Genomic DNA, 12,518 nt, shown 5'->3' with positions numbered 1-12,518 from the left:
GCATAGCGCATGATCGCCGTGGTGCGCTGCTGTATCCGCGCGGCGGTCTCCAGATTGCCCTTTCTTTCCGCCACTCGCAGCGGGATCAGCAGATCGGCGGTTTTCAGGTCGGCAACGGGAATTTTGCCAATCAGCGGAAATACGTGCAGCTCAAGCGAGCGCAGAGCTTTGGCTGCGTGCACCTCAGTCCAGCGGATATTACCTGCCACCCATTTACGGGCAACTTCCTCAAAGGTATTCCCGCTTTTCTTTGCCTGCTTCTCCTGCTGCTTTTTCACCCCCGGATCGTCCCCCGCGCTGAGTACGGCGCGAGCCTCTTCACGCAGCTTACGCGCGTTTGCCAGCGTTACGGTCGGGTAAGCGCCAAACGCCAGCTTCTTCTCCTTGCCGCCAAAGCGGTACTTGAGTTGCCAGAGTTTAGAGCCGTTGGGCTTAATCAGCAGGTAAAGACCCTGCGCGTCACTGAGCTTGTAAGGTTTGTCGATGGACTTTGCATTACGGATGGCGGTATCGGTGAGTGGCATCGCGGGGGCTCCAGAGTTTATCGAACCAACAGGCCCCTAATTAAGCCCCCAAAAACTCTGGATGTCAAAAAACCTGACGGAACTTTTCAGTACCATCAGGTTTCTTTAACTTACTGATTTTCTAACGTTTCAGGACTTATAAGAACACCATGAAACTAAATTTTGGTGCCCGGACTCGGAATCGAACCAAGGACACGGGGATTTTCAATCCCCTGCTCTACCGACTGAGCTATCCGGGCAACGGGGCGCATTAAACCGTAAAGGGGCGCAGTCGTCAACGGCTTTACACGAAAAAAGTGATAAAAGCGCGCTGACTGCCTGCTTTTCAGGCAAAATGCATAAAATCAGTACCCCGTCAGGTGAGCGCCCCACCCTGGCGGCACTGTGCAAAACGCAGAATATCTTCTGCCAACCGCTGAGCGGTATCTACATCAGCCTGACTGCGGTTGACCAGCATTCGGCTGAGACAACCTTCCAGCACCAGCTCCATCTGCCTTGCAACCATCGCCGGATCGTCAATTTCCAGCGTGGTCAGTAGCTCATGGGTAAAATCATGTGCCGCGCGTTTTTGTTGATTAGCCAGTTGGTGAATAGGATGGGTTGGGTCGGGATAAAACGTACAGGCGGCAATGAACAAGCAACCAGGATAACGGTTATTACTGACACATTCCGAGAGCGCGCTGTAGCGTACCAGTAGCTTTTGTTCAGCAGAAAGCGTCTCATCAAGAAGAAGCTGGCGTCGCCAGATATCTACCTGCTGACTCAGATAACGTAGCGCGTCATATAAAATGGCTTCTTTATCTGGCCAGAAACGCTGTAATGTGTCGAGTGGGCGATTTACGCGCTCCGCCACCATTTCCAGCGTAGTATCGGCTATCCCTTGCGTCTCCAGTAATTTCAGGGCTTCTCCCAGAATATCTTCACGTTGCACGGTATTCTCCTCCGTCTTTGCTTTTGCAAGTGTCGCTCACGGTTGGCGATCGTGCAAATGCGCGCTAAAGGTGGCGGCGTCCATAAAGCCGGTGACTCGCGATTGCGGCTGTTCCTGGCCTTGGGCATTAAAGAACAGAATGGTGGGCAGCCCGAGGACTTGCAGATGCTTTAACAGCGCGACATCCTGCGCATTGTTAGCGGTGACGTTAGCCTGCAAGAGCACCGTGTCGCCGAGCGCCTGCTGGACCCGCGGATCGCTGAAGGTATACTTTTCAAACTCTTTACAGGCCACGCACCAGTCGGCGTAGAAATCCAGCATAACGGGTTTGCCTTTGGCCTGCGCCAGCGCCTGATTGAGTTCGTCCACGGTAGAAATAGCCGTGAAATTGAGGTGCGCTGGAGCTTGCGCGGATGGCGATCCGAACGCCCAATCCTGTAGAGGCCGCACGCTAATGAGCGCTGCCGCCAGCAGGATAATCTGTACGATACGCATCCACGCTCGTCTGGCCTGAAGGCTGGTGATAAAGGCCCAACCAAAGAAAGCGACGCCCAGCAGCGACCACAGACGTAAACCCCAAGCCTCGCCAATAATCCGCTCCAGTAAAAAGACCGGTAACGCGAGGATCACGAAACCAAAAGCGGTTTTAACATGCGCCATCCACGGGCCGCTTTTCGGTAGCAGACGGTTGCCAAACACGGTGACCAGCATTAGCGGCAGACCCATACCTAATGCATACAAATACAGCGTACCGCCGCCCAGCCACATGTTTCCGCTCTGAGCGATATAAAGCAGGATCGCGCTTAACGGCGCTGTAGTGCAGGGCGAGCAAATTAATCCGGCAATCGCCCCCATAACAAAAACGCCGCCGGGCGAGCCGCCTTGCTGACGATTACTCATTAATGTCAGCCGGGTTTGCAGTGAGGAGGGGAGCTGTAGTGTGAACAGGCCAAACATCGACAACGCAAGCAGGGTGAACACGATGGCAAGGCCGATTAACACATAAGGGTGCTGCAGCGCCGCCTGAAACTGTAATCCCGCCGCGGCGACGACCAGACCCAGTGCGGTATAGGTCAGCGCCATCCCTTGTACATAGATAAAGGCCAGCAGCAGTGCGCGCCCCGTCGACAAACGTTGCCTTCCCCCCAGGACAATACCGGAAATCAGCGGATACATGGGTAAAACGCAGGGCGTAAAGGCGATGCCGATGCCGATCAGCAGCGCCCAGAGCGCGGAAAAAGGTAGCTGGGCGGCGGGTTTTGATGTCTCACCCGTCTGGGTGACAGCAGGCGTCGGCGTGGCGTCTATTGCCGCGGCGACTTCACTTAGCGGCACCGTTTTCGTTTCCGGCGGATAACAGAATCCCGCATCGGCGCACCCCTGGTACGTTACCGTTAATGTCGCGCCAGCCGCCGCCTGGTTAACCGTTACCGGAACGTTTAGCCGCTTACGGTAGATTTCGCTTTTTCCGTAGAATTCATCTTCATGCCAGACGCCTGCCGGGAGTTGGACTGCGGCGATATCCGCTTTCGTTGGCGTGATGCTGATTTGTTTACGGTAAAGGTAGTAACCCTCTTTTACCTGCCAGGAGAGGGTAAGATCGTGTTGATTTTGCTGAAAATCAAAAACAAACGCCCGGTCGGCAGGGACGAACTGCGAGCGACCCGGCGCGTCGAATAATCCGGCGAAGGCGGATGTGCTGCACAGCAGCAGGATCAGCGTAAAGATGCGTTGAGCCATGAGAGGTAATCAGTATCTCCGTGAGTAACAGGTAAAACCAGAAGTTCAGGCGTTTGATACGGGTGATGAGACTTCAGGCAGTCGATAAGCGCTTGCTGATGTGAAACGGTGGTTTTCAAGATCATTTGAACTTCATACTCCTGCTCCAGTTTGCCTTCCCAGTAGTACAGCGATGTCGCGCCGGGGAGGAGGGTGGCGCAGGCGGCCAGTTTTTCCGCCAGCACTTTGGCGGCCAGATCCTGGGCGGTAGCTTCATCCGGGGCGGTACAAAGCACCACAACGGCCTCGGGGATGGAAATATCCTGACTCTTAACATCAAGCATAAACACCTCGAAAGAACAAAAAGACCCGCAAGTGAACGGTCACTATACAACGGACGAGGGCAGGATGTTAGTCAAAGGGCGGGAGAATGCGGGGCGTGATACGCCCCGCGGGTGAAACACTTACAGCATAAAGCTGCCCAGCAGGAAGCCGAAGCAGACAGCCAGAACGACGCCCAGGGTGCCTGGGATGAAGAACGGGTGGTTAAAGACGAATTTACCGATACGGGTTGTACCGGTGTCATCCATCTGTACCGCCGCAACCAGAGTCGGGTAGGTCGGCAAAATGAACAGGCCGGAAACGGCGGCGAAGGAAGCGACTGCCGTCAGCGGAGAGACGTTCAGCGCCAGCGCCATCGGCATCAGCGCTTTCGCCGTTGCCGCCTGAGAGTAGAGCAGCGCGGAAGCAAAGAAGAAGATGACGGCCAGCAGCCACGGATGGCCCTGGATGACGCTACCCGCAGTGTCTTTGATCCAGTCGATGTTAGCGGATACGAAGGTATCGCCCAGCCACGCCACGCCCAGAATACAGATACAGGCGCTCATCCCTGCTTTAAAGGTACTGGAGTTGAGGATGGCGTCAGTTTCCACTTTACACAGGATGGTGGTCAGCGTTGCGACGCTCAACATGATGATCAAAATAGCGTTGGTGGTGTTCATCAGCGGTTTTTCAACCAGGCCGAGGCTCGGACTGTTGACAATCGCATAAACAACCACGCAGATAACGCCCAGCAGGAACAGCCAGACGGAATTTTTTGCCATCGGTTTGATTTCAATCTGCTTTTCACCACGCAGTTCAATCAGCCCTTCTTCCAGACGCTTGCGGTAAATCGGGTCGTCCGACAATTTGGAGTTGAACAGCATCGTGACCAGGAAGGACATCACCAGCACCGCCAGCAGCGTAGAGGGGATAACCACGGACAGCAGGTGAATGTAGCTAATGCCATGACCTTCCATAACAGAAGACATATACACCACGGCCGCAGAAATCGGCGAGGCGGTAATCGCAATCTGCGCGGATACCACGGCGGTCGAGAGCGGACGGCAAGGTTTGATTCCCTGCTCCTTCGCGACTTCAGCAATAACCGGCAGCGTTGCCAGGGAAATGTTCCCGGTACCAGCAAAAATAGTCAGGAAATAGGTCACAATCGGTGCGAGGATAGTGATGTATTTCGGGTTCTTACGCAGCAGTTTTTCCGTCTGGTTTACCAAATAATCCAGACCGCCCGCGACCTGCATAGCAGAGATCGCGGCGATAACCGCCATGATGATGGAAATGACATCGAATGGAATTGTCCCTGGCTTCACGCCGATGGCGGCAAGTACCAGAACACCCAGCCCACCTGCGAATCCAATACCGATGCCCCCAAGTCTGGCGCCCAAAAAGATTGCCAGCAAAACAATGATAAGTTCGACAACTATCATATTAGCCTTCCTTGTTGTTTAACAAGTTGATATTAAATTGTTGTTATTTGGTAACTTCTTGTAAGAAAAAAGGCACGTCATCGTGACGTGCCTCTTTGGTACTACCCTGTACGATTACTGTTCGCTTTCATCAGTATAACGTTTAGCTTTATAAGCCGGGTGCATCAAGTTCTGTACGGAGAAAATATCGTCCAGCTCGGCTTCCGTTAACAGGCCGCGCTCCAGCACAACTTCACGTACGCTCTTACCGGTTTCAGCACAGATTTTACCGACGATGTCGCCGTTGTGGTGGCCGATGAACGGGTTGAGGTAAGTGACGATACCGATGGAGTTATAAACGTACCCTTCGCACACTTCTTTATTTGCGGTAATGCCGTTAACGCATTTTTCCAGCAGGTTGTAGCACGCGTTGCTCAGAATGTGGATGGATTCGAACATCGCCTGACCGATAACCGGCTCCATAACGTTCAACTGCAACTGACCGGCTTCCGCCGCCATCGTAACGGTGGTGTCGTTACCGATGACTTTAAAGCATACCTGGTTTACGACTTCCGGTACTACCGGGTTCACTTTGGCTGGCATGATGGAAGAGCCCGCCTGCAGTTCCGGCAGGTTGATCTCGTTCAGGCCGGCACGAGGACCAGAAGAGAGCAAGCGCAGGTCGTTACAGATTTTGGACATCTTCACTGCCAGACGTTTCAGCGCGCTGTGAACCATAACATACGCGCCACAGTCAGATGTCGCCTCAATCAGATCCTCAGCCGGAACACAGGCAAAACCAGTGACTTCAGCCAGTTTTTTCACCGCCAGCGGAGAGTATTCTTTCGGCGTGTTCAGACCGGTACCGATTGCCGTTGCGCCAAGGTTGACTTCCAGCAGCAGCTCAGCAGTACGCTCGATGCTTTTCACTTCTTCTTTCAGCAGGATGCTAAACGCACGGAATTCTTGACCAAGCGTCATCGGTACGGCGTCCTGCAACTGGGTACGACCCATTTTCAGGATGTCCTGGAATTCAACCGCTTTACGTTCGAAACCTTCACGCAACTGGTTGATGGCATCGATCAGTTTGACGATAGAGGCGTAAACCGCTACACGGAAGCCTGTCGGATAGGCGTCGTTAGTGGATTGACATTTATTCACGTGGTCGTTCGGGTTCAGGTACTGATATTCACCTTTCTGATGACCCATCAGTTCCAGCCCGATGTTGGCCAGCACTTCGTTGGTATTCATGTTGACGGAAGTGCCCGCGCCGCCCTGATAGACATCTACCGGGAACTGGTCCATGCACTTACCGTTGTTAAGGACTTCATCACATGCGGCAATGATGGCGTTCGCAACACTCTTAGGAATGGTTTGCAGCTCTTTGTTGGCCAGCGCCGCCGCTTTTTTTACCATAACCATGCCACGCACAAATTCAGGGATATCGCTGATTTTGTTATTGCTAATGTAGAAGTTTTCAATCGCTCTCAGAGTGTGAACACCATAGTAGGCTTCAGCTGGAACTTCCCTGGTACCCAACAGATCTTCTTCGATACGAATGTTGTTTGACATGTGAACCTTCTTTTTCAAGCTGCCAATGATTTTTACTTTAAAACACACAGGATATATGTGATTTCGAATGTTTTCTGACCGACGATTATCCCCTCCATCGGCCTGATAAACGAGATCATATGCTGGTTCAGAATTCCTACCGTAATCTGGATCACTTAAAGTGTGGGAATTTACCCCTTATTTATTATTTTGTGAAATAGGTCACCGCTTTAGTATTACTACCTAAAATAGGTGTACAAACCACTTGAAATTTTGCTACGCACCACCATATCGAATCGATGCGAATCGCAACCCCATTCAAATGGTCGTCGCAGACGGCCATGACTTACAGGAGAGTCCTTTGCGCTGGATACCCTTTTTAGCTGTCTTTCTCTATGTTTACATTGAGATTTCTATCTTTATCCAGGTCGCCCATGTGCTTGGCGTCCTGATGACGTTAATCCTGGTGATTTTTACGTCTGTTATCGGTATGTCGCTGGTACGTAACCAGGGTTTTAAAAACTTTTTGCTGATGCAACAAAAAATGGCGGCTGGTGAGAGCCCGGCGGCAGAAATGATTAAGAGTGTATCGCTGATCATCGCTGGCTTACTGCTCCTGTTGCCGGGATTTTTCACCGATTTTCTCGGCCTTCTCCTTTTGTTACCGCCAGTGCAAAAACATTTGACGCTGAAGTTGCTGCCGCATTTACGTTTTTCCCGGATGCCGGGCGGCGGGTTTAGCGCGGGTACTGGCGGTGGCGAAACATTTGACGGCGAGTATCAGCGTAAAGATGACGATCGCGATCGTATTGAACATAAAGACGATCGTCGGGATTAAAGGTAGAGATGTTGGTCGGATAAGTCGCGTGAGGCGCTATCCGGCCAGCGGATGCGTCTTACGCCATGCGTTTTCGCTTCGGTAAAAACAGCCATAATGCAGCCAGCATGATAATGGCATATAAGCTTTTCCACCCCAGCATTGCCAGCAATAACAGGCACAGTAGACAACCCGTCACCGCCAGTGCATAGCAGCGCCCTTTCAACAGTCGACAGCCCGCCAGCATACAAAGCAGATAGAGCATAATAAAAATACCGTTAGCATAGACGATCAGCGCATTGAGGTTAATCTTCAGGGCGTAGACGACCAGGGAACTCACGCCACAGCAGGCCAGAATAACGTTTAACGCGTGCAAGGGAAGGCGCCCGGGAGAGAGTTGAGCCAGATAGTGATCGGGCTGATATTGCATTTGCGTCCATATCAGACGCGCAAAACTCTGAGCATACACATTCAGGCTGGCAAAGCAGGTGAGATAACCAATAATGCAGGCTACCCACAACGCCTGGATACCGAAGAGATGAACAATAATAAGCGGTAGCGAGGCTGTTGCCGCTATCTTGTCGCTATAGACGCCAAAATGCAGCACCACGGCGGTACAGGCCCAATAAATGGCGCCGGCCAGCATCAGACCAATGATCAATGCGCGCGGAAAATCACGTTCAGGATTTTTAAATTCAGACGACAAATGCGTAAAAGCCTCGATTCCCACAAATCCCCAGAACATGATCGCCAGGGCGGTACACAGCCGGGGAAAGGTGATGTCGTTTGCGGCTGGGAAGGTGATATCTGCAGGTTTAATCGCGCCTTTCCACAGAATGGCGGCAATAAGCGCGATAATTAATCCAGCGATAATGGCTTGCAGGTTGGCGCTGGAGCTGGCGCCGCGCGATCCCATAAACCATAGTAAACCTAGAGTACCCAGCTCCCCAAATAAGAGCTGTTCGCTTTGCCAGCCAAACAGCGCCTGGCCGAAACCCACCGCAATATGCAAGGCTGCGGGAAAACTAACAGGAATAACTGATAAAAACAGCCAACTGTAAGCCCGTTGCAGACGCGGGCCAAATGCCATCCCGACAAAATGCGCTACGCCGCCAGCGTGTGGAAAATGACGCCCCAGCACAGCAAAGACAATCGCAACAGGGAAAATCAAAATAATGAGCAGCGGCCATGCCCAAAGGCTGATGTCGCCTGCCGCCAGCGCAGCCAGCTCCGGAAGCGCAAAAACGCCAGTCCCTAATAGTGATGTGGTTAACAAGATAACGCCCTGAACCAACCCAAGCTCTTTTTTTAGTTCATTCATCAGCTCATTATCCGGCGGCATTGTAACGTCAGGTGGCGAAAGACATTTTTAAGCGTATCACACACACCTTTTCTTATAGCAGGTTGTTCTAAACCTTGGGTAAACGTGAGATAAGTAGCGTTTTTACGGCTTTTTTCGCTCAGAAGAATTTTTTTTCATCTCCCCCCTTGAAGGGGCAAAACCCCATCCCCATCTCTCTGGTCACTAGCCGGGAAACCGTTTACGGGCCGGCGTCACCCATAACTGATAATGACTTTCTCAAAGGAGAGCTATCAATGAGTATTCGTCCGTTACATGATCGTGTGATCGTCAAACGTAAAGAAGTTGAGTCCAAATCTGCTGGCGGCATCGTACTGACCGGTTCCGCAGCGGGTAAATCAACTCGTGGCGAAATCATCGCTGTCGGTAAGGGTCGCATCCTGGACAACGGTACTGTACAGCCGCTGGACGTGAAAGTTGGCGACATCGTTATTTTTAACGATGGCTACGGTGTGAAATCTGAAAAGATCGACAATGAAGAAGTGTTGATCATGTCTGAAAGCGACATTCTGGCAATTGTTGAAGCGTAATCCGCGAACGACACTGAACATACGAATTTAAGGGAAAGAGAAAATGGCAGCTAAAGACGTAAAATTCGGTAACGACGCTCGTGTGAAAATGCTGCGCGGCGTAAACGTACTGGCAGATGCAGTGAAAGTAACCCTCGGTCCGAAAGGCCGTAACGTGGTTCTGGATAAATCTTTCGGTGCGCCGACTATCACTAAAGATGGTGTTTCCGTAGCGCGTGAAATCGAACTGGAAGACAAGTTTGAAAACATGGGCGCGCAGATGGTGAAAGAAGTTGCCTCTAAAGCGAACGACGCTGCAGGCGACGGCACCACCACCGCGACCGTACTGGCGCAGTCCATCATTACCGAAGGCCTGAAAGCCGTTGCTGCGGGCATGAACCCGATGGACCTGAAACGTGGTATCGACAAAGCGGTTGCTGCTGCGGTTGAAGAGCTGAAGGCGCTGTCCGTACCGTGCTCCGACTCTAAAGCGATTGCTCAGGTAGGTACTATCTCCGCTAACTCCGACGAAACCGTAGGTAAACTGATCGCGGAAGCGATGGATAAAGTCGGTAAAGAAGGCGTCATCACCGTTGAAGACGGTACCGGTCTGCAGGACGAACTGGACGTGGTTGAAGGTATGCAGTTTGACCGCGGCTACCTGTCTCCTTACTTCATCAACAAGCCGGAAACTGGCGCAGTAGAGCTGGAAAGCCCGTTCATCCTGCTGGCTGATAAGAAAATCTCCAACATCCGCGAAATGCTGCCGGTTCTGGAAGCCGTTGCAAAAGCAGGCAAACCGCTGCTGATCATCGCTGAAGATGTTGAAGGCGAAGCGCTGGCTACCCTGGTTGTTAACACCATGCGTGGCATCGTGAAAGTGGCTGCTGTTAAGGCACCTGGCTTCGGCGATCGTCGTAAAGCGATGCTGCAGGATATCGCTACCCTGACCGGCGGTACCGTAATCTCTGAAGAGATCGGTATGGAGCTGGAAAAAGCAACCCTGGAAGACCTGGGTCAGGCGAAACGTGTTGTGATCAACAAAGACACCACCACCATCATCGATGGCGTGGGTGAAGAAGCTGCCATCCAGGGCCGTGTTGCTCAGATCCGTCAGCAGATTGAAGAAGCGACCTCCGACTACGATCGTGAAAAACTGCAGGAGCGCGTAGCGAAATTGGCAGGCGGCGTTGCGGTAATCAAAGTTGGTGCTGCGACCGAAGTTGAAATGAAAGAGAAGAAAGCCCGCGTTGAAGATGCCCTGCACGCGACCCGTGCTGCGGTAGAAGAAGGCGTGGTTGCTGGTGGTGGCGTTGCGCTGATCCGTGTTGCTTCTAAAATTGCTGACCTGAAAGGCCAGAACGAAGACCAGAACGTGGGTATCAAAGTTGCGCTGCGTGCAATGGAAGCTCCGCTGCGTCAGATCGTGCTGAACTGCGGCGAAGAGCCGTCTGTAGTGGCTAACACCGTGAAAGCTGGTGACGGTAACTACGGTTACAACGCTGCAACTGAAGAATACGGCAACATGATCGACATGGGTATCCTGGACCCAACCAAAGTTACTCGTTCTGCTCTGCAGTACGCGGCTTCTGTGGCTGGTCTGATGATCACCACCGAGTGCATGGTGACCGACCTGCCGAAAAGCGATGCTCCTGATTTAGGCGCTGCTGGCGGCATGGGTGGTATGGGTGGTATGGGCGGCATGATGTAATTGCCCACACCCTGCATCCTTCAGGCTGCAGATGCGTTGGCTAATCCCAGTCACTTACTTGAGTAAGTGACTGGGGATTAACAAACTGGCCGCCTTCCTGCAACCAGAATGATTTGGGTGCTTATCTCCCAGAATTGAGAAACCCCCGGGCAGAAATGACCGGGGGTTTTTCTTTTGGTCATCTTTTTAGTATAAGATTCAGATACGGACAAAACGTCCAGCTCATTGATTATGGGGAATAACATGCACGTGAAATATTTAGCAGGGATCGTTGGCGCCGCGCTGCTGATGGCGGGTTGTAGCTCCAGCAACGAACTCACCGCTGCCGGCCAAAATGTACGCTTTGTCGAAGATAAGCCAGGCGCGGAATGCCAGCTTATTGGTACGGCAACCGGTAAACAGAGTAACTGGTTTTCAGGCCAGCACGGCGAAGAGGGTGGCTCAATGCGTGGCGCAGCGAACGATCTGCGTAATCAGGCGGCCGCGATGGGTGGAAACGTGCTGTATGGCGTAAGTAGTCCGTCGCAGGGCATGTTGTCCAGTTTTGTCCCGACGGCCAGCGAGATGAACGGCCAGGTTTATAAATGTCCGAATTGATATGTCTGAATCGTAACGCCCTCTGAAAGATTCAGAGGGCGATATGGCTAGCGTTTTTCCTGCGATGATGTCATGCGTAGATTATGCAACGCGTGCATACATTGATCTTGCGTCAGACGCGCTGCTTTACCGGTTCCAAGCGTTCTGACAAAAACCTTACACGGTTTTCCTTCCAGCTTTTTAAGACGCGGGCTGAAATTCAGCAAACGGCGTGATATCGCTTCAGCTTCTTTAGAGCCTGACTGACTGCGGGTCTTAATGATGGTGCCGCAATCATGCGATTGTCCTGCTTCATCCGTATAACGATAAACGAGCGCTAAATAATGGTTATACAGATTATGTTTCCAGTCAGGCTGGTTATAGGTATCAAATTCGATATTGCCGTTTTCCAGGCAGTCAGCATCGTATAATGGTAAAAAGTCCAGCATTGAAGAAATACGCAATGCGAGCTCACGCATTTCGGCATTATTAATGGCGTGAATAATAGCCATCACCAGAACTTCAACCTGCCACTCACCGACCTGTAAATCAAGATGGCTACCATTGTGCAGCTTTAACGTAAAGGTTAATACTTTTTCTGTATTATCGCTCAGTACTAAAGATTCAACACGCTGATTAACATCGGCGTTTTCCAGCTCTTCACGGAGTATTGCCGGAATATTCTCATGCATTTTAAGCACATGACTGCTTTTGGCTTTCTGGCGTTTTTCCTGCTCTTGTTCCGGCAGCGAGTGTTGTAAATAAAGCCGGTGTTCAAGGCCGATCAACAAATCTCGCAGCGCGAGCACAGGAAAGAAAAGCAGTGTTTCTTTATTTCTCAGTGACTTCACCTTAAGCGCCAGCGCGATAAACTTATCATTGTGACGAATAACGCCGGTATTTAGTCCCTTAATCGTTAAGGCCATGTCAATTCTCCACAAATATAAAATAATTAAATGTTTTACTGCAATGTATTTGATATATAAATTGTTTATGCCGTCCTATAAAAAGGAGAACCAGTATAATTCGAAAATGCAGTACACGCTAAGCGAGTCCTAAAACGGACTTTATTGAA

At 51.5% G+C, this 12,518-nt stretch carries 12 protein-coding genes and 1 tRNA gene; 4 read left to right on the top strand and 9 right to left on the bottom strand.

Annotated elements, in window-relative coordinates; all coding sequences use genetic code 11:
- From ACLD11_RS19635 to aspA, 7 genes are all read right to left on the bottom strand, one after another.
- Positions 1–524: tyrosine-type recombinase/integrase (locus ACLD11_RS19635; RefSeq protein WP_411015280.1), on the bottom strand; the 524-nt coding region annotated here is incomplete at its 3' end.
- A 163-nt stretch (positions 525–687) separates the two neighbouring features.
- A tRNA-Phe gene (locus tag ACLD11_RS19630) sits at positions 688–763 on the bottom strand.
- 116 nt (positions 764–879) lie between these two features.
- Complete coding sequence (locus ACLD11_RS19625) at positions 880–1,455, bottom strand: transcriptional regulator (protein WP_411015279.1); 576 nt, start codon at positions 1,453–1,455, stop codon at positions 880–882.
- Between the two features lie 36 nt (positions 1,456–1,491).
- Complete coding sequence (locus ACLD11_RS19620) at positions 1,492–3,195, bottom strand: protein-disulfide reductase DsbD (protein WP_000068893.1); 1,704 nt, start codon at positions 3,193–3,195, stop codon at positions 1,492–1,494.
- Positions 3,171–3,518, bottom strand: a complete 348-nt coding sequence (gene cutA, locus ACLD11_RS19615) for a divalent cation tolerance protein CutA (RefSeq protein WP_000887832.1) — start codon at positions 3,516–3,518, stop codon at positions 3,171–3,173. The genes ACLD11_RS19620 and cutA overlap by 25 nt, the downstream gene beginning before the upstream one ends.
- A gap of 120 nt (positions 3,519–3,638) precedes the next feature.
- Positions 3,639–4,940 (bottom strand): anaerobic C4-dicarboxylate transporter DcuA, encoded by a 1,302-nt coding sequence (gene dcuA / locus ACLD11_RS19610; RefSeq protein ID WP_000637595.1) that lies wholly within the window; start codon positions 4,938–4,940, stop codon positions 3,639–3,641.
- A gap of 114 nt (positions 4,941–5,054) precedes the next feature.
- Complete coding sequence (gene aspA, locus ACLD11_RS19605; protein WP_000069440.1) at positions 5,055–6,491, bottom strand: aspartate ammonia-lyase; 1,437 nt, start codon at positions 6,489–6,491, stop codon at positions 5,055–5,057.
- A gap of 340 nt (positions 6,492–6,831) precedes the next feature.
- Here aspA and ACLD11_RS19600 point away from each other — a divergent pair, with 340 nt between their 5' ends.
- Entirely contained in the window at positions 6,832–7,308 is a 477-nt protein-coding gene (locus ACLD11_RS19600; protein ID WP_001267291.1) for an FxsA family protein, read from the top strand.
- A 58-nt stretch (positions 7,309–7,366) separates the two neighbouring features.
- On the opposite strand, the gene yjeH is transcribed toward ACLD11_RS19600, so the two are convergent.
- Positions 7,367–8,608, bottom strand: coding sequence for an L-methionine/branched-chain amino acid transporter (gene yjeH / locus ACLD11_RS19595; RefSeq protein ID WP_411015278.1), 1,242 nt, complete (start codon positions 8,606–8,608; stop codon positions 7,367–7,369).
- Between the two features lie 275 nt (positions 8,609–8,883).
- On the opposite strand from yjeH, the gene ACLD11_RS19590 reads away from it, so the two are divergent.
- From ACLD11_RS19590 to ACLD11_RS19580, 3 genes are all read left to right on the top strand, one after another.
- Positions 8,884–9,177, top strand: a complete 294-nt coding sequence (locus ACLD11_RS19590; RefSeq protein WP_000027827.1) for a co-chaperone GroES — start codon at positions 8,884–8,886, stop codon at positions 9,175–9,177.
- A gap of 43 nt (positions 9,178–9,220) precedes the next feature.
- Positions 9,221–10,867: a chaperonin GroEL gene (gene groL, locus ACLD11_RS19585; protein ID WP_174895157.1), complete on the top strand. Its 1,647-nt coding sequence runs from the start codon at positions 9,221–9,223 to the stop codon at positions 10,865–10,867.
- Between the two features lie 243 nt (positions 10,868–11,110).
- Positions 11,111–11,464, top strand: a complete 354-nt coding sequence (locus ACLD11_RS19580) for a DUF4156 domain-containing protein (protein ID WP_000558210.1) — start codon at positions 11,111–11,113, stop codon at positions 11,462–11,464.
- A 47-nt stretch (positions 11,465–11,511) separates the two neighbouring features.
- Here the strand turns inward: ACLD11_RS19580 and ACLD11_RS19575 are convergent, their stop codons facing one another.
- On the bottom strand, positions 11,512–12,369 hold the full coding sequence (locus ACLD11_RS19575) for a YjeJ family protein (RefSeq protein ID WP_411015277.1): 858 nt from the start codon (positions 12,367–12,369) through the stop codon (positions 11,512–11,514).
- Positions 12,370–12,518 lie beyond the last annotated feature (149 nt).

It is taken from the genome of Salmonella sp. 741265116_PST, assembly GCF_046567715.1.
Classification (GTDB): domain Bacteria; phylum Pseudomonadota; class Gammaproteobacteria; order Enterobacterales; family Enterobacteriaceae; genus Salmonella; species Salmonella enterica.
This window is presented reverse-complemented; position numbering and strand designations above follow the sequence as displayed.